This window comes from Cupriavidus ulmosensis, from assembly GCF_977008105.1.
In genome coordinates, this window is record NZ_CDRMWP010000002.1 from 1,389,427 (window position 1) to 1,409,031 (window position 19,605).

Genomic DNA, 19,605 nt, shown 5'->3' on the forward strand with positions numbered 1-19,605 from the left:
GCGCCTACATCGCCAGCGTGCCCGCCTCCGGCCGCGCCAGCCTGGCCAGGTAGGCATGGATCTGCGCCACCACGGCCGCGCCTTCGCCCACCGCCGCGGCCACGCGCTTGGTGGAGTTGGAGCGCACGTCGCCGATCGCGAACACGCCCGGCACGCTGGTCTCCAGCGCCGAGGCCGGCCCCGGCCCTTCATGCGGCGTGTCGGCGCCGGTCAGCACGAATCCCTTCTCGTCCACGCGCACGTTGCAGGTGCGCAGCCATGCGGTGTTGGGATCGGCGCCGATGAACAGGAACAGGTGGCGGATCGGCAGGTGCGTGACCTGGTCCGTGTCGCGCGAGCGGAAGCCGATGCCGGCCAGGCGCTCGTCGCCGGCCAGCGTGGTGATTTCCGCGCCCGTGTGCAGCTCGATGTTGGGCTGGGCCGCGATGCGCTCGATCAGGTAGCGCGACATGCTGGCCTCCAGGCCCGGCCCGCGCACCAGGATGTGCACGCGGCTGGCGTGCGCGGCCAGGAACACCGCGGCCTGCCCGGCGGAATTGCCGCCGCCGACCAGCATCACCTCCTCGCTGTTGCACAGGCGCGCTTCCACCGGCGAGGCCCAGTAGTAGACGCCGCGGCCTTCGAAGCGCTCGAGCGCGGCGATGGACGGATGGCGGTAGGCCGCGCCGCTGGCGATCACCACCGTGCGCGCGGGGATCTGGCGGCCGTCGTCCAGTTCGATGCGCTGCGGGTGTTCTCCGCAATGCAGCGCCACCACCTGCAGCGGGATGGCGAGGTGCGCGCCGAACTTCTGCGCCTGCACGAACGCGCGTCCGGCCAGCGCCTGGCCCGAGATGCCGGTGGGAAAGCCGAGATAGTTCTCGATGCGCGAGCTGGCGCCGGCCTGCCCGCCGGGCGAGAGCGAATCGAACACCGCCACCGAGAGGCCTTCCGAGGCGGCGTACACCGCGGTGGCCAGGCCGGCGGGCCCGGCGCCGACCACCACCACGTCGTAGACATGGTCCGGGTCGAACTCCGGCACCAGCCCGAGGCAGGTGGCAAGCTGGCCCGGGTCGGGCGCGCGCAGCACGGCGCCGCCGGGGCAGATCACGAGCGGGAAATCGCCGGGCGAGGCGCCGCTGAATTCGAGCAGGGCGCCGGCATCGGGATCGGTGTCGGCGTCGACCACGGTGTGCGGATAGCCGTTGCGGCGCAGGAAGGCCTGCAGGTGCAGCAGCTTGGGCTCGCTGCTGCGGCCCAGCAGCGTGGGGCCCTTGCCGCGCTCGATCAGGCCCACGCGGCGCAGGATCAGCGCGCGCATGATGCGCTCGCCCAGCTCGGCCTCGGCCACCAGCAGCGCGCGCAGCCGCTCGGGCGGAATCGCGATGGCCTCGACGTCCTCGATCGCCTCGCCGTCGACGATGGCCGGCTTGCCCGACAACTGGCCCACTTCGGCCAGGAAGTAGCCGGGGCCATGCTCGCCGACCAGGCTGGCGCGGTCCAGCGCGTCGCGCTGCTGGATGCGCACGCGGCCCTTGAGCAGCACCGTCATGCCATGCGCGGACTCGCCGATGCGGAACAGGAATTCGCCGGCGCGCCACTGCCGCACCGTGCCGAACTGATGCAGCCGCGCGATCTCCGCGTCCGTGAGCCGGGGAAACATCTGGTGGCGGCGCGACTCCATCGGGGAAAACGCCGCCGCCGCCGGGTCCGGCTCGAGGGCCTGGCCGGGCGGCGGCATGACCTGCGGATGGTTCGTCCCGATGCTGCCGGTGGAATGCTCTGCGCTCATGACGGTATGGCCTCCCGGGAGCGCCGCGGCATGCGCGGCGCGGATGGATGCGGGTGCTGCAGGTGCGTGGGGCAGTTTGCACGCGATGCCGCACTGCGGCAATCCCCCTTGGCGCCGATGTCTGCCCGCGCGCACCCGGTGCAGGCGGCGGAGGCCGGCGTGTCCGCCCCGGCGCTGCCTCGATGCCGCCCGACATGCCAAGCCTAGTACAAGCGGGCGAGGGCGGCGATGCCAGTTGCGCTGGCGCCGGCCCGGCGGCGAGCGGGAGGCGGGCGGAAGGCGGGCCGGCGCCGGCACTCCGGCCCGGGGCATGCCGGACGCGGCGCACAAAGCGTTGCCGGGCGCACCTGAAAAGGATTTCCAAAACAACCTGGTGAAAACCCTTGACTATCTACCTACAGATAGATAAGATTCGTCTCATGGATGCGGCGCCACGGTAACGGCAGTGCAGCAAGGCCCACCCGGCACCGGCGTCCAGTGCAGCAAACAGCAACAAAGCGGAAGTCATTTTTTTTGCCCTGCTTGTCTACCTATCAATAGATAAAGCGCGAATCGGGCAAGACGGACGGCTTCCCGGATAAATCCCGGTCCCCGCGGCCAGTGCAGACCCCCGGACCCATGCTTCGATTGGAGAACATCATGAACGCCAAGCTTCTTGCCAAGTCCCTGCTCACCGCCGCCACCCTTGCCGCGGCTTTCGCCACCGGCGCCGCGCAGGCCGGCACCGTCCCCGCCGACAAGTACGGCTACAACTACCGCGTGCGCGACGCCTATACCGACGGCGCGCGCAGCGGCAAGTTCGACCCGTTCACCGAAGGCGCCCGCACCGGCAAGTTCGACCCGTTCACGGAAGGCGCGCGCGCCAGCACCGTGGCCGGCCTCGACCGCAGCGGCGTGTCGGCCGAACCGGCCCGCAGCGCTGATCCGTACACCGACGGCGCCCGCATGGTGGCCGGCCTCGATCGCAGCGGCGTATCGGCCGAGCCCGCCCGCAGCGCCGACCTGTACACCGACGGCGCGCGCGGCAACGGCAAGCGCAACCCGTTCTACGACGGCGCCCGCAGCGGCAAGGCCGATCCCTACCTCGACGGCGCCAACGCCTGAGGCACCCGGCGGCAGGCAGGACAGCGCCTGACGCCGACCCCGATTCACCCCGTCGCGCCGCCCTGGCGGCGCGCGGATACCAGGAGCGCATCATGAGCCGTTGGCAGAGTTTCCGTCTGCTGGCAGGCTGGGCCCTGGTCTGTGTCGCCAGTGGCTCGATGGTCACTCTGGTAGCGCAGACTCTTCCCGCCTGACCTGCCTCGCCGCAGTCCCCCGACGGCGTGCCCTTTGCCGGCACGCCGTTTTTCTTGCGCCATTCTTTCGGCGCGGCGAATCCGTCGCGCGTTTTCCCGCCTCCTGGCCTGCGCGGGCCTGCCTCGTGATCCACGGAAGGCGCGTTCCATGCTCCACGCCGGGAACGTGCCCGGCGCGAAACGGCGCGCGCGCGTGACCGCCGTCCCCGGCCGCGGCCGGCCCGCCCCAGGGTAAATTTCCGCGGCGCGCTGCCGTTATCCCCCGTAGGCGACCGGCGCAAAGGCAGCGCCGGCGCGACCCTCCGCCTGCACGCGCAAGGGACTCGTCCCGCCAGGGGCGAGTGCGTGTCCGGGCGGCATAAACAGATAACGCCGACACCATTCATGCCGCCTATCCAAGGTCCGCCCGCCGAGACGGAACTCGTTCGCCTGCTCATCCAGGGCGTGACCGACTACGCGATCTACGCACTCGATCCGTCCGGCAGCGTCAGTAGCTGGAATGCCGGCGCGCAGCGCGCCAAGGGCTATGCGCGCGAGGAAATCCTGGGCAGCCATTTTTCCCGCTTCTACACGCCCGAGGACCGCGCCGCCGGCCTGCCCGGGCAGGCCCTGCAGCGGGCCCGCGAGCTGGGCCGCTGCGAGGTGGCCGGCGCCTGGCGCGTGCGCAAGGACGGCAGCCGCTTCTGGGCGCACGTGCTGCTCACCCCCATCCACGACCGCGCCGGCCGCCTGCTCGGCTACGCCAAGATCACGCGCGACATGACGCAGCAGAAGGCCGACGCCGAGCGCCTGGCCGAGGTCACGCGCAAGCTGGACCTGGCGCTGCAGAACATGTCGCAGGGCCTGTGCATGTTCGACGCGCACGGCACGCTGGTGCTGGCCAACCGGCGCATGGAGGCGATCTTCGGCACGGCCGCCGGCGGGCTGGCGCCCGGCGCCGGTTTCCTCGACGTGTGCCGCGCCATGACCGGCGCGCGCGCGAGCGAGGCCGCCGCGCCCGGCGCGCCGGCGGGCCGGCTGTCCACGCAGTCCACCGCGTCGGCCCAGTCCACCCCGTCCGCCCACGCCGTGCCGCCCGAGGCCCGCGCCGAGCCCTACGCGCAGGCGCTGGCCGAGCGGCACCTCGACATCCTGCGCCGGCAGCCGCGCTGGCGCAGCGTGGAAGCGCTGCCCGACGGGCGCGCTATCGCGCTGTCGCACAGCACGCTGGCCGACGGCGCCTGGGTCACGACCTGCGAGGACATCACCGAGCAGCGCCGCATCGAGGCCACCATCCACCACATGGCCCGCCACGACGGGCTGACCGGCCTGCCCAACCGCAGCTTCTTCATCGACCACCTCGACGAGGAGCTGCCGCGCGCGCGCAAGCAGGGCAGCCGGGTGGCCGTGCTCGGCATCGACCTGGACCGCTTCCGCGAAATCAACGACCTCTATGGACACGCCGCCGGCGACACCGTGCTGCGCGCGGTGTCCGGTCGCATCGCCGCGCAGCTCGACGCGGGCGAGTTCATCGCGCGCGTGGGCGGCGACGAGTTCATGGCCGTCAAGCGCTTCGCGCAGCAGCCCGAGCTGAGCGAGTTCATCGCGCGGCTGGTGACGTGCCTGAGCGAGCCGGTGCGCCTGGACGGCTTCGAGCTGACCGCCGGGGCCAGCATCGGCGTCGCGGTCTTTCCCGGCGACGGCACCCGCGCCGAACAGCTTGCCGCCAACGCCGGGCTGGCCATGCGCCGCGCCAAGGGCAGCCTGTCGGAGTCGATCTGCTTCTACGAAAGTCGCATGGACGAGGCCGAGCGCGAGCGCCGCACGCTCGCCGGCGAGCTGTGGATGGCCATCACCGCCGACCAGTTCGTGCTGGACTACCAGGTGCAGACCGCCATCGCCAGCGGCGCGGCGATCGGCTGCGAGGCCCTGCTGCGCTGGCGGCATCCCGCGCGCGGGCTGATCACGCCGGACAGCTTCATCCCGCTGGCCGAGACCTGCGGCGCCATCCTGCCGATCGGCGAGTGGGTGCTGCGCAGCGCCTGCCGCGCGGCCGCGCACTGGGACGCGCCGCGCAAGATCTCGGTCAACCTGTCGCCGGTGCAGATCATCCACGGCAACCTGGTCCGGCTGGTGACGGGCATCCTGGAAGAAACCGGGCTGGAAGCGGGCCGGCTCGAACTGGAAATCACCGAGTCCACCATCATCGACGACAAGGCGCGCGCGCTGGACATCCTGCGCCGCATCCAGGCGCTGGGCGTGACCATCGCCATCGACGACTTCGGCACCGGTTATTCGTCGCTGGACATCCTGCGCTCGTTCCCGTTCGACAAGATCAAGCTCGACCGCACCTTCATCGCCGAGATCGCCGCCGACCGGCAGGCCCGGGCCATCATCCGCGCCATCCTCGCGCTCGGCCGCAGCCTGGCCATCCCGGTGCTGGCCGAGGGCGTGGAAACCGACGACCAGTTGCGCCTGCTGCGCGCCGAAGGCTGCGACCAGGCGCAGGGCGTGCTGCTCGGCCGGCCGCTGCCGTTCGAGGACTTCCGCCGCGCCCATGCGGCGCGCGCCGGGCAACGCTGACGCGCGAACAGCATGGGAGTGATGCGGGAGTGATGCGCGAGGCGCGCCGCGCCGCCGTGCCTGCCGCGCCCGCCGGCGCGCCGGAACTCGCCCGCCGGGCCGCACTCTGATGCCTTATCGACGGCCGCCCGGGCCGCCGCGCGGACAAGCAGCGGGAGCGGGAATGCCAGCACGGATCACCAGCGCGCCGGAACGCGGCGGCGCAGGCCAGCCATGAAGAACCGTCCCCGCACCGCCGCCGCGGCCGGGCTGCCGCACGCGGGCCGCGTGCGCGAGGTGGCCGACCGCACCGGCGGCCACCATGTCGTCCCGCACCGCCTGCAGGGCTGTCCCCACGCCGATCCGCTCACCCCCGCCGACCGCTACCAGGAACTGTTCGTCGCCGTGCAGACGGGGCGCGTGTTCGACGACAGCAAGACCTTCACCGACGCCATGCCGCGCCAGGACCCGGCCGCGATCCTGGCGGCCTACCGCGCCCGCGCGGGCGCCGCCGGCTTCGACCTCGCGGCGTTCGTGCGGGAGCACTTCGCGCTGCCGCAGGTGCCGCGCAGCAGCTATGTCTCCGACCGGGCGCAGACGCTCGGCGACCATATCGACGGCCTTTGGGAAGTGCTCACGCGCCACCCGTCCGCGCACCCGCCGCAAGGCTCGCTGCTGCCGCTGCCCCATGCCTACGTGGTGCCGGGCGGGCGCTTCGCCGAGCTGTACTACTGGGATTCCTACTTCACCATGCTGGGCCTCGCCGCCAGCGGCCGGCACGGCCTGCTGCACGGCATGGCGGCCAATTTCTCGTACCTGCTCGACACCTACGGCGTGATCCCCAACGGCACGCGCACCTACTACCTGAGCCGCTCGCAGCCGCCCGTGTTCGCGCTGATGGTGGAACTGTTCGAGGACCACGGCGTGCAGCCCGAACTGGCCTACCTGCCGCAGCTGCGCAAGGAACATGCGTTCTGGATGCGCGGCGCCGAGCACCTGGCGCCGGGCCAGGCATGCCGGCGCGTGGTCCGGCTCGCCGACGGCAGCCTGCTCAACCGCTACTGGGACGAGCGTGACACGCCGCGCGAGGAGGCCTACATCGAGGACGTGGCCACCGCCGCGTCGTCGTCGCGCCCCGCGCCCGAGGTCTACCGCGACCTGCGCGCGGCGGCCGAATCGGGCTGGGACTTCAGCTCGCGCTGGCAGGACCCCGGCGGCGGGCTGGAGACGGTGCGCACCACGGCCATCCTGCCGGTCGACCTCAACTGCCTGCTGTACAAGCTGGAAACCAAGCTGGCGGAGCTGGCCGCCGCCGCCGGCGACCCCGACGCGCCGGACTTCCTGGCGCGCGCGCGGGCGCGGCGCGGCGCCATCGACCGCCTGATGTGGAACGAGGCCGCAGGCGCGTGGTTCGATTTCGACTGGCAGCGCCATTGCCCGCGCGCCGGCCTGACCGCGGCCACCGTGATGCCGCTCTACGTGGACGCGGCCAGCCCGGCGCAGGCGGCGCTGCTGGCGCGCACCGTGGCCGCGCGCCTGCTGCTGCCCGGCGGCATCGCCACCACCGAGCGCATCAGCGGCGAGCAGTGGGACCAGCCCAACGGCTGGGCGCCGCTGCAGTGGCTGGCCATCGGCGGGTTTGCGCGCCACGGGCAGCATGCGCTGGCGCGCGAGATCGCGCACCGCTGGCTGCATACCGTGGCCAGCCTCTACCGCCGCGAGTGCAAGCTGGTGGAGAAGTACGCGCTGCGCCCGGCGCCGCACGGCGCGGTGGGCGGCGGGGGCGGCGAGTATCCGCTGCAGGACGGCTTCGGCTGGACCAACGGCGTGGTGCGCCGGCTGATGGCGCAGCATCCCGTCCACGCGGCGTGCACCTCGCGCGCGGGCGAGCACGGTTGACCGGCCGGCGCTAGGCCGCGCCGGTCTCGCCGAGCCAGTGCGCCACGGTGGCGGCCAGCCAGGCCGGGTCGTCGTGCGGCAGGTCGTGGCCGGCCCACGGGTGCCAGCGGTGCCGCACGCCCCACGCCGCCGCCAGCCGCGCCGAGCAGGCCGGGTCCACCAGATGGTCGGCGGTCGACGACACCAGCAGCGTGGGGCAGGACGGCGGCGCCGCGCCGGCGCGGTAGCGCGCCGCCGCCCACAGTTGCCGCAGCGCGTTGCCGCGGCTGACCGGGGCGCTGGCGCGGATCGCGCTCCAGGCGGCCACGTCGGTCTCTCGCGTGGCGACGGCATTGCAGGTGAGGCGATGGATGGCGCGCTCGCAATAGGGGCCGTCATGCCAGCGCAGCGCCATGCCGGCCAGCGCGGGCCAGTTGCGCGGGCGCAGCCGCTGCGCCACGCTGCCGAACGGCCGCATGCTGGTGTTGACCAGCACCAGCGCGCCGATCTCCTGCGGATAGCGCCGTGCCCATTCCGCCGCCACCATCGCGCCCAGCGACATCGCCAGCACGCGGTAGGGCGGCGCCAGCGCCTGCCGGCGCGCGCCGGCGCGCACGTGCTCGACCATCGCCGCCACATCTGGCGGCGCGCGCACCGCCGCCTGCGCGCCGTTGCCGGGCAGGTCCAGCAGCGTCATGCGCGCGATGCCGCAGCGCGCCTGCAGCGCGGCGGGCAGGGCGCCCCAGTGGCGCGCTTCGCGCGTGAGGCCGCGCAGCAGGATCCAGTCGCTCATCGGGGTGGCCTGCCTTGCCATTGCGCGGTGGCCAGCGCCAGCAGCTGCGCGCGCCGCTCGCCCTGCGGCAGCCAGCGCTCGGGCGCGTAGGCCACGCGCCCGAGGAAGTCGAGCAGGTTGGCGTGGCGGCGCAGCACGCGCTCGGTGCGGTGCGCCTTGACCGGGTTGAAGAAGCCGTGGCGCGAGAACAGTTGCCGCGGGTTTTTCTTGATCCACAGCCACGAGCCCAGCTCGAGCGTCATCGGCAGGAAGATGTTGGGCGCCGGGGTGTGGTCGTAGGCCCAGTCCCACAGGTCGCCGTGCAGCAGGTACTGGTGGCTCTGCGGCTCGAAGGCGTAGCCGTGGTGCGGGTGGGCCTGCTCGAACATGGTCTTGAGCGCGAACATCTCCGGCAGGTGCGCCATCGGCGCCGCGGTGCGCGCGTAGGGAAACCAGATGCTGTCGCCCCAGCCGTAGCCCGAGTGGCAGTCCAGCGCGAAGCTCAGCGGGCGCTGCTGCAACTGCTGCGCCACCACGCGCAGCATGGCCTGGCTTTCCTGTTCCATCGGCGCGCCCAGCCTGCCGCGGTACCACGGCAGCCACGCGCCCAGCCGCTGGCCGCCGGCCAGCAGCGGCACGCGGCCATCGGCATCCTGCGGCGCGTTGCGCATCAGGTCCACGCCGTTGGGGTTGGCGCGCCGGTAGGCCCACATGCCGCCGGGATTGACGATGGGCATGAACAGCAGCCGCACCGACTGCAGCTGCCGCTCGAGCAGGTCGTCCCACTCCAGCCGCCACAGCAGCATGCGCATGTAGTCGAGCAGCAGGTGGGTGCCGATGCGCTCCAGGCCGTGGATGCCGGCAAAGAAGCCGATCGCCGGCGCGCGCGGGTCGTCCGAGCCGATGCCGGCGGTGTAGAGGGGGAAGCGCTGCCCGCCCGCGTCGACCTCGCCGACGCGGCAGACATCGAGGCGATGCGCGCCGGCTTCGAGGATGGCTTCCAGTTGCCGCATCTCGGCGAAACCGTCGGCGGCGGGCGGGGGCATGGGCGAGGGCAGATCCGGGTCCAGGCAAGCGGGCGTGCCTCCCATCATCCGCCGCGAATATGAAATCCCCGTGACGCCGCCGCGCGCCGGGCGCGGCGGCGTGCGGGTGGACTAGCCAGCCATTTCTTCCGCGAACAGCTCCAGCACCGCCCAGCCGCGCGCCGCGGCCAGCTCGCCCAGCGCCATGTCCGGGTTGGTGGCGACCGGGTGGCTCACCGCCTCCAGCAGCGGGATGTCGTTGCGGGAGTCGCTGTAGAACGCGGTGCGCTCGAAGCCGTCCCACGACAGCCCGAGCGCGGCCAGCCACTGCGCGACGCGCTCGATCTTGCCCGCGCCGAAGCTCGGCACGCCCTGCACGGCGCCGGTGAACTCGCCGCGCGCGTCGCACGCGGCCTCCACCGCGACCAGGTGCGCGACGCCGAGCGCCGCGGCGATCGGCTCGGTGACGAAGCGGCAGGTCGCGGTGACGATGCAGCACAGGTCGCCGGCCTCGCGGTGGCGCGCCAGCAGCGCGAGCGCTTCGGGGAGGATGGCCGGCGCGATGACCTCGCGCATGAAGCCGTCGCGCAGCGCTTCCAGGCGCGCGCGCGGATGGCGCGCCAGCAGGCCGAGGGCGAAGCCGGCGTGGCGGTGGAAATCGAGCCGCCCGGCGCCGTACTCGGCCAGCCAGAGCGCGTTGTTGGCCTCGACCTCGCGCGCGTCGGCGGCGCCGGCCGCCACCAGGTAGCGCGCCCATTCGTATTCGCTGTCGAGCGGTAGCAGGGTGTGGTCGAGGTCAAACAAGGCAAGGCAGGACATGCGCCGTCTCCGGTCGGAAAACCGGAAAGCATGCGCAGGCGCGGTGACTCGCCGATGATGCGCGGCGCAAGAATTCCGATACGGCTATCGGCGTATTTGCGGCGCGCCGGCCGCGCGTTCGCTCATGCCGCCGCGCGCGGCGCGAGGCACTCCAGGAACGCGCCGATCAGGCGCGTGTGGGTGCGGCCTTGCAGGCAGTACAGGTACTCGTGCAGGATCGGCGGCTGGCTGGAGAAGGGCACCGCGCACAGGCCGGCATCGCGCGGGACTTCGCCCAGCGGCACCACGCTCGCGCCGAGGCCCTGGCGGATGGCTTCGTAGATGGCCTCGCGGCTGCCGATCACGGTGCTCGACGGCAGCCGCAGGCCGGCCTTCTCCAGCGCGGTCTCGACCGCCTTGCGCGTCATCGAGCCGTGCTCGCGGATCAGCAGGTGGCAGGCGGCGATCTGCTCCAGGCTGACGCTGGGCGCGCGCGCCAGCGCGTGGCCGGGGTGGACCACCAGCACCATCGGGTCGGACGCCAGCGTGATGCGGGCCAGGCGCTCGTCGTCCACGGCGTGCGAGGACACCGCGACGTCGATGCGGTACTCGAACAGCGCGTCCAGCATCTGCTGCGAATTGCCGATGTCGAGGCTGATCTCGATGGCCGGATGGCGCTCGCGGAACGCCGTCACGCTGGGCAGGATGTAGTAGGGGCCGGTGGCGCCGATGCGCAGGTTGCCCAGGTGCAGGTTGCCGGCGTTGCGCAGCAGGAAATCCGCGCTGCCTTCGTGCTGCATGAGCTGCTCGACCACCGGCATCAGCGCCACGCCCACGTCGCTGAGGTCGACGCGGCCGGCGCGCCGGTAGAACAGTTCGACGCCGTAGCTCTCCTCGAGCTGGCGGATGCGGCCCGTGACGGTGGGCTGGCTGACGCGCAACTGCTTGGCGGCGGTGGTGATGCTGCCCTGCCGCGCCACTTCATAGAATGTCGTCAACAGGTCGCCGAGCATGGGGGAATCCGTGGGGAATGAGGCAAGCGCGCCAGTCTAGCGGCGCTTTGTGACAGTTCCGTGCAACGCCGCCGGACAGGGCGGCGCCGCACGGCGGGCCGGGGGTGGACCCGATAGGAGTCGCAGGGGGGGGCGGACGCGCGCCGGACGCGGGCCGGGGCGCGCTGCCCCGGCCCGCGCGGCGGGGCTCAGGTCACGATCTGCGCCGGCATGCCCAGCGCGGGATCGGACTTGCCGTCCGCGCCGGTTTCCAGGCGGCCGGCGAAGCGCCGCTGGAAGCCGCCCTGGGGCACCGTGACGACGAAGTCGTACCAGTTGTCCTGCAGGTTCAGCGGCCAGTGCTGGTCGAGCTGCTTGCCGGCCGGGATGTCGAACGACCACGGGCCGTCGGCGCGGTAGGCGCCCGGCTTGACGGTGAAGGTGCAGGGTGCCGCGCCGGTGTTGATCATGGTCAGGTAGACCGCGGCGTTGGCCACGTCGTAGCACACGCGGATTTCCGGCGCGGTGCCGCCGGCGGCCGCCACGGCGCTGACGTTGCCCTTGAAGCTGCGGTGGAAGCCGTTCGGGCCGGTGATCCACAGGTCGTACTTGCCGCCGTCGGCGGCGTAGACGTCCCAACTGTCGTGCAGTTCCTTGCCGGGCTCGACCGCGTAGCGGCGCGGCACGCGGTCCAGGTGCAGGCGGTCGTACACGTGGAACACGGCGGCGGCGGCGCCGCTGTTGCTGAACAGCAGCCACATGGCGCGCGACACCGGGTCCTCGCGCCCGCTCACGTGCAGTTCGTAGGGCAGCGCGCGCGACGGGCGCTGGCCGACTTCCTGGTTGGCCGGCGCGGCTGCCTGCGCGCTCTCGCTGGGCACCGGCACCTGCGCCTGCGCTTCCTGCGCGGTGCGCAGGGCGTCGGCGCCGGCCTTGGTGCTGGCCGGGATGGCCGGCAGCGCCGCGCTGTTCGGGCTGACGAAGTTGAAGGCCGAGAGCAGGTCGCCGCAGACGGCGCGGCGATAGGCGCTGATGTTGGCCTCGGCCACGCCGAAGCGGGCTTCGAGGAAGCGCAGCACCGAGGTGTGGTCGAACACCTGCGAGTTGACCCAGCCGCCGCGGCTCCACGGCGACACCACGTACATCGGCACGCGCGGGCCGGGGCCGTAGGGGTGCTTGTCGGTGTGGTACTCGCCGTCGGTGGCGATGGTGGACTTGCCGGCCAGCACGCCGTTGCTGTCGTAGGCGGGCGCGCACGGCGGCGGCACGTGGTCGAAGAAGCCGTCGTTCTCGTCGAAGTTGATCAGCAGGACGGTGCGGCTCCAGATGTCCGGGTTGGCGGTCAGCGCGTTGAGCACTTCCTGCGTGTACCAGGCGCCTTGCACCGGGCTGGAAGGCCCGGGGTGCTCGGAGTAGTTGGCCGGCGCCACGATCCACGACACCTGCGGCAGCGTGCCGGCGGCGATGTCGTCCTTGAACGACTGCAGGAAGCCGTTGTCGGGCATGGTATTGCCGATGCCCTTGATGAGCGGGTTGATGGCTTCATCGGTGGCCGCGCTGTACGCGGTGTAGGGGCTGCCGTTGGCCGCGTTGCCCTTGGCCTCGTTGGCCTTGCGGTACTGCACGAAGCCGGCCAGCGGGTTGTCGGTGAAGTTGTCCGGCATGTTCTGGTAGAGCTTCCAGCTCACGCCGGCGGCCTGCAGGCGTTCCGGGTAGGTGGTCCAGGTGTAGCCGCTGGTGGAGGCGCCCATCGAGTCGCCGCTGTTGTCGATCACGGGGCCGCCGCGGGCGCCGGTGGGATCGTTGGTGCCGGTCCAGTGGAACAGGCGGTTGGTGTTGGTGCCGCCGTGGAAGCTGCAGTGGTACGCATCGCACAGCGTGAAGGCGTTGGCCAGCGCGAACTGGAAGCCCAGCTCGGCCTCGGTGTAGTAGCCCATCGACTGGGTGTTCTTGTAGGTCGGCCACTTGTTCATGCGGCCCAGGTCCCAGGCGTTCTGCGCGTCGGGATAGCTGTGCGGGGTGCCGTTGACGCGCTGGGCGTTGCCCTGCGTGCTGTCCAGGTGGTACGGGCGCACGATGCGGTTGGTATAGCCCTGCTGCCACACGTCGAGGCCGCCGGCCAGCGGGATCGGGAACCGCTCGCCGAAGCCGCGCACGCCCTTGAACGTGCCGAAGTAGTTGTCGAAGGAACGGTTCTCCTGCATCAGGATCACCACGTACTCCACGTCGCGGATGGTGCCGGTGGCGTTGTTGGCGGGAATCGCCAGCGCGCGGCGGATCGACGGCGGGAAGGCGGCCAGCGCCGCGGCCGCGGCGGTGGTGCCGCTGGCCATCTTGAGGAAGTTGCGTCTGCTGTGAAGGCTCATCGTTGTCTGTTCTGGCTAGGCTGGTTCGGCGGATCGGTGCGTGCGATGGCGGCCCGGCGCGTGGCGCCGGGCAGGCGCATCAGGGCGCGCAGCGCAGTTTCGGCGTGACGGCGGGCTCCTGCCCCGGCTGCGAAGGCTGGGACGGTTGCGCGGGCTGCTGGGCGCCGGCGGGGCTGCTGTCGTCGCCGCCGCAGGCGGTCAGCGCGGCGCACAGCGCCAGGGCCGCCAGCCAGCCGGGCAGGGCGAGGATCGGTTTGGAAGGCTTCATGTGACGGGCTCTCTTGGGGGGAATCAGGGGTTGAGCGTGGACAGCGGCTGGCGCGAGCCGGTGATGGTCTGCAGTTCGGACAGGCTGAGCTGGCGCGTCCACATGGCCAGGTCGTTGAACTCCATCACGCCCTTGAGCGAGCCGCCGTTGTTGGGCACGTAGGCATGCGTGGCATCGTCGTTGATGCCCCACTGCCCGGTCGCCAGGCCACCCAGCTTGGTCACGTCGGTGTTGGCGATGGCCTTGTTCTCGGTCTTCTGCACGCCGAGCACCGGGTCGATGATGTAGGCGCTGAAGGTCTTGGCCGTGGCGTTGACCGACAGGGCCAGGTAGGCCCACTGGTTGGCGCTGAACGTCATGCCCTGGATGTCGTCGCGCTTGCCGCCGCTGCCGATGTTGAAGCGCACCTCGCAACTGCCGAACAGGCCGAAGGCGATGCCCGCGTTGGCGCCGGACACGTAGTTCTTGTTCGACAGGATCGGCTCGCCGGTGCCGTTGCCCTGCGTGCAGTCGGACTTGAACCAGAAGCCGATGGTGAACTGCGGCGACAGCGCGATGTCGGCGCCGCTCTGCTTGAGCACGTAGGCGTCGATGTTGGAGTTGACCTTCAGCGATTTGGCGCCGAAGTTGTCGGTGCCGAGCGAGCCGCCGTCGGTGCCGGCCACCCACGGGCCGATGGTGGTGGTGCCCTTGGCATCGAGCGCGGGCAGCGTCTCGAAGCTGTAGTACGCGGCGAGGTTGTTGCGCAGCGTGTCGGCCAGCACGATCGGCTTGACGTAGTTGATCTGCGCCTGCAGGGACACGGGCACGCCGTTGCGCACCAGCGTGTAGTTGTAGCGGTACAGGCCGCTGTCGGGCGGGTTGAGCTTGGTGTCCTCGTAGCTGGTGGTGCCGGCGGGCAGCGCGGACTCGATCACCACGCCGTCGCGCAGCAGCGTCATGGGGCCGCTCGCGGTGGTGGGGTTCTGCCAGGACAGCACCAGGGTGTTGCTGAACTGGCCGACCACCGAGCTCATGGCGCGCGCGCCGGCCTCGCCGGTCAGCGCGGCGCCGTCGATCTTGTACTGGGCGGCCGGCAGTGCGGTGCCGCTGTGCGCCAGCAGCGTGGGCAGCAGGTCGGCCTCGCTCGGCATGGCCGAGAGCGCGGCGGCGTTGGCCGGCGCCGCGGGCAGGTTGCCGGCGAGCGCGTTGAAGGGCTTGTTCAGCGCGATGAACGCGGTGCGGTTTTCCACCGTGGGCAGCGTGGTGGTGGCGCCGGTGGCGTCGAGCCCGTGGCTGGCGGTCACGGCGACCAGCCAGTCTTCGCCGGGGTTGGCCTGGCGGCGCGCCTGCACGGCGGCCAGCAGCTTGCCGAGCGCCTGGTCGAAGCCGCTCAGCGCGGTGGCGTAGGCGCCGCCGTTGAAGCCCTGGCTCGCAGCGGCCAGGTCGGGCGCGGTGTACTGGGCGAACACCACGTCGTAGCCGGACTGCACCAGCTTCACGCCTTCCTGCGTCACGCAGTTGTCGTCGTAGGCGCAGTCGCGCAGCGAATCGAGGTTGCCGGCGGCGGCGTCCGCCTTGAGCAGCAGCGGCAGCGCCGCCGCGCCGGTGGCCGCGCCCAGGCGCTGCCGGGTCGCGCCGGTGTTGGCCGCGCGCAGGTACTGGAACAGGCTCGGGGCCTTCAGGCCGGCCGCGGCGGCCTGGTCGTCGGTGACGCCGTGGCGGTCCTGCCAGTTGCCGGTCAGCACCGTGGCCCAGCTCGGCGCGTCGAGCGGCGCCTGTTCGCTGATGGTGCCCAGCCTGCCGCCCGTGGACGACGGCGTGATCGCCAGCGTGGCCAGGTTGGGCATGCCGTGCTGGATCAGCGCATTCTGCAACTGGCTGTAGGTGGCGCCGTCCACGCCGACCAGCAGGATCTTCTTGCCGGCCGCGCCCGGCGTGGCGCCGCCGCTGCCGCCCTGGTCCGGGGCCGCCGTCGCCGGCGCATCGCTACCACCGCCGCACGCGGCCACCACGCCCGCCAGGGCCAGGCTGCACGCCATGCGTGCCTGCTGTTTCCATGCCATGTCTGCTTCCCTCTTTTCCGTTGTTTCTCAAGCCGCGCGCCGCCATCGCGGCGCTGCCGATCACGCTCCCCGTGACGCGTTGGCAGAGTAAGAAAAGGGGTTGTCAGCCGGGTGACATGCAGGCAAAGAATGCTGATGCGCCCATTTGTATTCCTGATGGAACAGGCACGGGCCGGGTGCGGAGGCGATCCGGAAAAGCAAAACGCCCGCGCGAAGGCGGGCGTTGGGAGACGTTGGGTGGTGTTCAGGGGAGACCGGGCAAGGCGCCCGGCCCGGTCTCAGGCCTTGGCGGCCTGCACCTGCGCGCCGTCGTCGCGCACGGTGCGGCGCCCGGCGGCGAGCGCCAGCAGGGCCGCCAGCGCGCAGGCGGCGCCGGCCGCGTACAGCGCCGGGGTGTAGGTCAGCAGCAGCGTGCGCGTCAGGCCGGCGCCGAACGCCGCGGTGGCCGCGCCCACCTGGTGCGCGGCGAAGATCCAGCCGAACACCATCGGCGCGCGCTCCTTGCCGAAGGCCGCGCCCGCCAGCCGCACCGTGGGCGGCACCGTGGCGATCCAGTCCAGGCCGTAGAACATGGCGAAGATCGACAGGCCATACAGCGTGAAGGTGGAGTGCGGCAGCCAGAACAGCGACAGCCCGCGCAGGCCGTAGTACCAGAACAGCAGCTTGCGGCAGTCGTAGCGGTCCGACAGCCAGCCCGACAGGATGGTGCCGACGAAGTCGAAGGCGCCCATCATGGCCAGCGCCCCGGCGGCCGGCACCGCGGCCATGCCGAAGTCCGCGCACAGCGCGATGAAGTGGGTCTGGATCAGGCCGTTGGTGCTCAGGCCGCAGATGAAGAAGGTGCCGGCCAGGACCCAGAAGGTCTGGGTGCGGGCGGCGTCGCGCAGCACCACGAAGGGGCCGCGCAGCGTGAGCGGCGCGGGCGGCTGGGCCGGCGCGGCATGCACCTGCTGCGGGACTTCGCCGTAGGCGGCCAGGCCCACGTCGGACGGGCGGTTGCGCATGAAGCAGAACACCAGCGCGGCCAGCGCGGCGCAGGCCAGCAGCACCGGCAGCACGGCGGTGCGCCAGCCCATGTGCTCGATCAGCCAGGCCGCCACCGGCAGGAACGCCAGCTGCCCGGTGGCCGAGCTGGCCGTGAGGATGCCGATCACCAGCCCGCGCCGCGCGCTGAACCAGCGGCTGGCCACCACCGCGGCCAGCACCAGCGCGGTCAGTCCGGAGCCGATGCCCAGCATCAGGCCCCAGGCGATGAACAGTTGCCACAACTGCGTCGCCACCGTGGCCAGCGCCATGCCGCCGGCGATCAGCGCCAGCGCGGCCCAGACCACGTTGCGCACGCCGAAGCGCTCCATCAGGATGGCCGAGAACGGCGCCATCAGGCCGAACAGCGCGAAGCGCACGGCCAGGATCGACGAGATCTGGTCGGTGTCCCAGCCCATTTCGCGGGTGAGCGGCTTGAGGAAGGCGCCGGGCAGGCCGAGCGCGGCCGACGTGGTCAGCATCACGCCGAAGGTGAGGGCGGCGATCAGCCACGCATAGTGGATGCCGCGCCGGTCGAGCCGGCTGGAAAGCGCTTGAGCAAACATGAATGTTCCGGGGGCGGAGTTCGTTGTGGTTCGGGGTGGGTGCGCGCGTTATGGCGCGAGCGGGCCCAGCAGCATCTCGCGCGCCGCGGCGAGGATCTCGTCGGACAGCGCATCGCCGGCGGTGGCCCGCGCCAGCGTCATCGCGCCCAGCAGCATGGACAGCTCGGCCAGCGCCAGCTTGCGGCGCTCGGCCGGGTCGGCGTGCTCGACGGTCTTGATCCAGTCCTCGACCATGACCTTGAGGCCGTCCAGGTAGGCCTGGCGCACCGGCTTGTCCACGGGCTCGCGCGCCACGTCGCTGGCCAGCGCCACCGCCGAGCAGCCTTCGCCGGGCGCGGCGCAGTGCTCCTGCGTCAGGTAGGGCTCGACCAGGTTGGCGCGCATGGCGTGCTTGTCGTCGCCGGCGCGGCCCAGGCGGCGCGCCCAGCGCTGCGCCGATTCCTCGAAGCCGCGCCGGCACGCCAGCGCCACCAGTTCGTCCTTGGAGGCGAAATGCCCGTAGAAGCCGCCGTGGGTCAGCCCGGCCCCGGCCATCAGCTCGGCCACGCTGACGCCGTTGAGTCCGCGTTCGCGGAACAGCCGCGTGGATGCCGCCTCGATCGCTTCGCGGTGCTTTTCCGCCTGTTCTCGTGATGCGCGCGCCATGTTCGTTCTCCTGCCAAAACTTTGCTTGACCGGATTTTATATGACGACCATAATTTATTAAATAGATGTCGACCATCATTTAAGAAGCCGCGGCCCGCCCCCGGGCCGCGGCGCGTGTCCTCACCAAGGAGTGTTTGTCATGCAGAACCTGTTCGATCTCACCGGCCGCGTGGCCGTCGTCACCGGCTCCACCAAGGGCATGGGCCTGGAAATGGCCCGCGCGCTGGGCGCGGCGGGCGCCGCCGTGGTGGTGTCCGGGCGCGACAGCGCCGGCGCCGAAGCGGCCGCCGCCACGCTTGCCGCGGAAGGCATCCAGGCCCAGGGCATCGCCTGCGACATCGCCGACGTGGACAGCGTGCGCGCCTTCGCCGAGCAGGCGCTGGCCGCCTACGGCCGGGTCGACGCGCTGGTGCTCAACGCCGCGGCCGGCGCCACGCCCGGCTCGCTGCTGACGCAGGGGCCGGAGCTGTTCGACCAGGCGATGGGCGGCAACGTGCGCGGCAACCTGATGCTGGTCAACGCGCTGTCGCCGCAGATGATCGCGCGCGGCGACGGCGCCATCGTGTTCACGTCAAGCATCGCCGCCAAGCGCGGCTCGGCCTTCCTCGGCATGTACAGCATCACCAAGGGCGCGACCGACCAGGCCGTGCGCAGCCTGGCGCTGGAGCTCGGCCCGAAGGGCATCAACGTCAATGCCATCAACCCCGGCCCGGTGCGCACCGAGTTCTCGCGCGAGGCGCTGTGGGGCAATCCGGAGCAGGAAGCGCGGCTGGCCGCGGCGATTCCGATGCGGCGCATCGGCGAGGCGAAGGACGTGGCCGGGCTGGCCGTGCTGCTGGCCTCGCCGGCGGGCCGCTTCATCAGCGGGCAGAGCATCGGCGTGGACGGCGCGCTGTCGGTTGCCTGAACGGGTTGCCTGAACGGGTTGCCTGAGCGCGGCGGCGCGTGGCCCGCGCTTTCCTCCGGCCGGCTTCCCAAGCGGCCGCCGATGCGGCAAAGTAGCCGGATTCAAGCTACCGGACCGGACGCACGGGACCACGCCATGACGCAATCCTCATCCCCATCCGCACCCCAGGCCGAAGCCGACCAGGAGCGCATGCAGGCCGCGCTGGCCGAGGTCTTCGCGCTCGCGCGCGCCGGCGACGCGGCCACGCTCGCCGGCCTGCTCGAGCGCGGCCTGTCGCCCGACCTGCGCAACGAGAAGGGCGACAGCCTGCTGATGCTGGCCTGCTACCACGGCCACGCCGAGGCCGCGCGCGTGCTGCTCGCGCGCGGCGCGGCGCCGGACCTGCGCAACGACAACGGCCAGACCCCGCTCGCGGGCGCGGCGTTCAAGGGTTACGCGGAGATTGCCGCGCTGCTGCTGGACCACGGCGCCGACGTCGAGGGCGCCTCGCCCGACGGCCGCACGGCGCTGATGGTGGCGGCGATGTTCGACCGCGCGGCGATCGTCAAGCTGCTGCTCGCGCGTGGCGCCAATGCCGGCGCGCGCGATGCCGGCGGCGCCACCGCCGCGGCGGCCGCGGCCATGATGGGCGCGCGCAATGCCGCGGCGCTGCTGGCGGGGAAGGACGGGCAGTAGCGCGCTATGGCGCGTGTCGGCGCGTGCCGGCGCGC

The 19,605-nt window shown here is 72.0% G+C and carries 15 protein-coding genes; 5 read left to right on the forward strand and 10 right to left on the reverse strand.

Annotated elements, in window-relative coordinates:
* Window positions 1-4: 4 nt before the first annotated feature.
* The gene (locus ACWTPI_RS25870) at window positions 5-1,771 is read right to left on the reverse strand and encodes an FAD-dependent oxidoreductase (protein WP_059411831.1); all 1,767 of its coding nucleotides are present in this window, start codon (window positions 1,769-1,771) and stop codon (window positions 5-7) included.
* 639 nt (window positions 1,772-2,410) lie between these two features.
* Here ACWTPI_RS25870 and ACWTPI_RS25875 point away from each other — a divergent pair.
* The 3 genes from ACWTPI_RS25875 (at window position 2,411) to treF (ending at window position 7,509) form a co-directional block, all read left to right on the forward strand.
* A complete protein-coding gene (locus tag ACWTPI_RS25875) occupies window positions 2,411-2,875 on the forward strand; it encodes a hypothetical protein (protein WP_454733138.1) in 465 nt (154 codons plus the stop codon).
* Window positions 2,876-3,453: 578 nt separating this feature from the next.
* Complete coding sequence (locus ACWTPI_RS25880; RefSeq protein ID WP_454733139.1) at window positions 3,454-5,631, forward strand: EAL domain-containing protein; 2,178 nt, start codon at window positions 3,454-3,456, stop codon at window positions 5,629-5,631.
* A gap of 213 nt (window positions 5,632-5,844) precedes the next feature.
* Window positions 5,845-7,509 carry an alpha,alpha-trehalase TreF gene (gene treF / locus ACWTPI_RS25885; RefSeq protein ID WP_454733140.1) on the forward strand — a complete coding sequence of 555 codons (1,665 nt, stop codon included), beginning with the start codon at window positions 5,845-5,847 and terminating at the stop codon, window positions 7,507-7,509.
* A gap of 10 nt (window positions 7,510-7,519) precedes the next feature.
* Here treF and ACWTPI_RS25890 read toward each other — a convergent pair whose 3' ends face one another.
* The 9 genes from ACWTPI_RS25890 to ACWTPI_RS25930 all read right to left on the reverse strand — a co-directional run bounded on the left by ACWTPI_RS25890 (window position 7,520) and on the right by ACWTPI_RS25930 (window position 17,988).
* Window positions 7,520-8,281: an alpha/beta fold hydrolase gene (locus ACWTPI_RS25890; RefSeq protein WP_454733141.1), complete on the reverse strand. Its 762-nt coding sequence runs from the start codon at window positions 8,279-8,281 to the stop codon at window positions 7,520-7,522.
* Window positions 8,278-9,306, reverse strand: coding sequence for a M14 family zinc carboxypeptidase (locus ACWTPI_RS25895; protein ID WP_020205748.1), 1,029 nt, complete (start codon window positions 9,304-9,306; stop codon window positions 8,278-8,280). Before ACWTPI_RS25895 ends, ACWTPI_RS25890 begins: the two co-directional genes overlap by 4 nt.
* 111 nt (window positions 9,307-9,417) lie before the next feature.
* Window positions 9,418-10,104: an HAD family hydrolase gene (locus ACWTPI_RS25900; RefSeq protein WP_020205749.1), complete on the reverse strand. Its 687-nt coding sequence runs from the start codon at window positions 10,102-10,104 to the stop codon at window positions 9,418-9,420.
* Between the two features lie 122 nt (window positions 10,105-10,226).
* Window positions 10,227-11,096: a LysR substrate-binding domain-containing protein gene (locus ACWTPI_RS25905; RefSeq protein WP_454733142.1), complete on the reverse strand. Its 870-nt coding sequence runs from the start codon at window positions 11,094-11,096 to the stop codon at window positions 10,227-10,229.
* A 188-nt stretch (window positions 11,097-11,284) separates the two neighbouring features.
* Window positions 11,285-13,441, reverse strand: coding sequence for a phosphocholine-specific phospholipase C (locus ACWTPI_RS25910; RefSeq protein ID WP_454733143.1), 2,157 nt, complete (start codon window positions 13,439-13,441; stop codon window positions 11,285-11,287).
* A 79-nt stretch (window positions 13,442-13,520) separates the two neighbouring features.
* On the reverse strand, window positions 13,521-13,709 hold the full coding sequence (locus ACWTPI_RS25915; RefSeq protein ID WP_020205752.1) for a hypothetical protein: 189 nt from the start codon (window positions 13,707-13,709) through the stop codon (window positions 13,521-13,523).
* Between the two features lie 23 nt (window positions 13,710-13,732).
* Window positions 13,733-15,754 (reverse strand): LamG-like jellyroll fold domain-containing protein, encoded by a 2,022-nt coding sequence (locus ACWTPI_RS25920; RefSeq protein ID WP_029044192.1) that lies wholly within the window; start codon window positions 15,752-15,754, stop codon window positions 13,733-13,735.
* A 278-nt stretch (window positions 15,755-16,032) separates the two neighbouring features.
* On the reverse strand, window positions 16,033-17,343 hold the full coding sequence (locus tag ACWTPI_RS25925) for an MFS transporter (protein ID WP_020205754.1): 1,311 nt from the start codon (window positions 17,341-17,343) through the stop codon (window positions 16,033-16,035).
* 48 nt (window positions 17,344-17,391) lie between these two features.
* Window positions 17,392-17,988, reverse strand: coding sequence for a TetR/AcrR family transcriptional regulator (locus ACWTPI_RS25930; RefSeq protein WP_059411825.1), 597 nt, complete (start codon window positions 17,986-17,988; stop codon window positions 17,392-17,394).
* A gap of 139 nt (window positions 17,989-18,127) precedes the next feature.
* Here ACWTPI_RS25930 and ACWTPI_RS25935 point away from each other — a divergent pair, with 139 nt between their 5' ends.
* Together ACWTPI_RS25935 and ACWTPI_RS25940 are read left to right on the forward strand one after the other, a co-directional pair.
* Complete coding sequence (locus tag ACWTPI_RS25935; protein WP_454733144.1) at window positions 18,128-18,895, forward strand: SDR family NAD(P)-dependent oxidoreductase; 768 nt, start codon at window positions 18,128-18,130, stop codon at window positions 18,893-18,895.
* A gap of 135 nt (window positions 18,896-19,030) precedes the next feature.
* Complete coding sequence (locus ACWTPI_RS25940) at window positions 19,031-19,570, forward strand: ankyrin repeat domain-containing protein (RefSeq protein WP_454733145.1); 540 nt, start codon at window positions 19,031-19,033, stop codon at window positions 19,568-19,570.
* Window positions 19,571-19,605: the final 35 nt, after the last annotated feature.

What these genes read in the sequence shown, in the direction of transcription:
- ACWTPI_RS25870 (WP_059411831.1), bottom strand. Translation starts at nt 1,771, where the DNA reads ATGAGCGCAGAGCATTCCACCGGCAGCATCGGGACGAACCATCCGCAG.
- ACWTPI_RS25875 (WP_454733138.1), top strand. Translation starts at nt 2,411, where the DNA reads ATGAACGCCAAGCTTCTTGCCAAGTCCCTGCTCACCGCCGCCACCCTT.
- ACWTPI_RS25880 (WP_454733139.1), top strand. Translation starts at nt 3,454, where the DNA reads ATGCCGCCTATCCAAGGTCCGCCCGCCGAGACGGAACTCGTTCGCCTG.
- treF (WP_454733140.1), top strand. Translation starts at nt 5,845, where the DNA reads ATGAAGAACCGTCCCCGCACCGCCGCCGCGGCCGGGCTGCCGCACGCG.
- ACWTPI_RS25890 (WP_454733141.1), bottom strand. Translation starts at nt 8,281, where the DNA reads ATGAGCGACTGGATCCTGCTGCGCGGCCTCACGCGCGAAGCGCGCCAC.
- ACWTPI_RS25895 (WP_020205748.1), bottom strand. Translation starts at nt 9,306, where the DNA reads ATGCCCCCGCCCGCCGCCGACGGTTTCGCCGAGATGCGGCAACTGGAA.
- ACWTPI_RS25900 (WP_020205749.1), bottom strand. Translation starts at nt 10,104, where the DNA reads ATGTCCTGCCTTGCCTTGTTTGACCTCGACCACACCCTGCTACCGCTC.
- ACWTPI_RS25905 (WP_454733142.1), bottom strand. Translation starts at nt 11,096, where the DNA reads ATGCTCGGCGACCTGTTGACGACATTCTATGAAGTGGCGCGGCAGGGC.
- ACWTPI_RS25910 (WP_454733143.1), bottom strand. Translation starts at nt 13,441, where the DNA reads ATGAGCCTTCACAGCAGACGCAACTTCCTCAAGATGGCCAGCGGCACC.
- ACWTPI_RS25915 (WP_020205752.1), bottom strand. Translation starts at nt 13,709, where the DNA reads ATGAAGCCTTCCAAACCGATCCTCGCCCTGCCCGGCTGGCTGGCGGCC.
- ACWTPI_RS25920 (WP_029044192.1), bottom strand. Translation starts at nt 15,754, where the DNA reads ATGGCATGGAAACAGCAGGCACGCATGGCGTGCAGCCTGGCCCTGGCG.
- ACWTPI_RS25925 (WP_020205754.1), bottom strand. Translation starts at nt 17,343, where the DNA reads ATGTTTGCTCAAGCGCTTTCCAGCCGGCTCGACCGGCGCGGCATCCAC.
- ACWTPI_RS25930 (WP_059411825.1), bottom strand. Translation starts at nt 17,988, where the DNA reads ATGGCGCGCGCATCACGAGAACAGGCGGAAAAGCACCGCGAAGCGATC.
- ACWTPI_RS25935 (WP_454733144.1), top strand. Translation starts at nt 18,128, where the DNA reads ATGCAGAACCTGTTCGATCTCACCGGCCGCGTGGCCGTCGTCACCGGC.
- ACWTPI_RS25940 (WP_454733145.1), top strand. Translation starts at nt 19,031, where the DNA reads ATGACGCAATCCTCATCCCCATCCGCACCCCAGGCCGAAGCCGACCAG.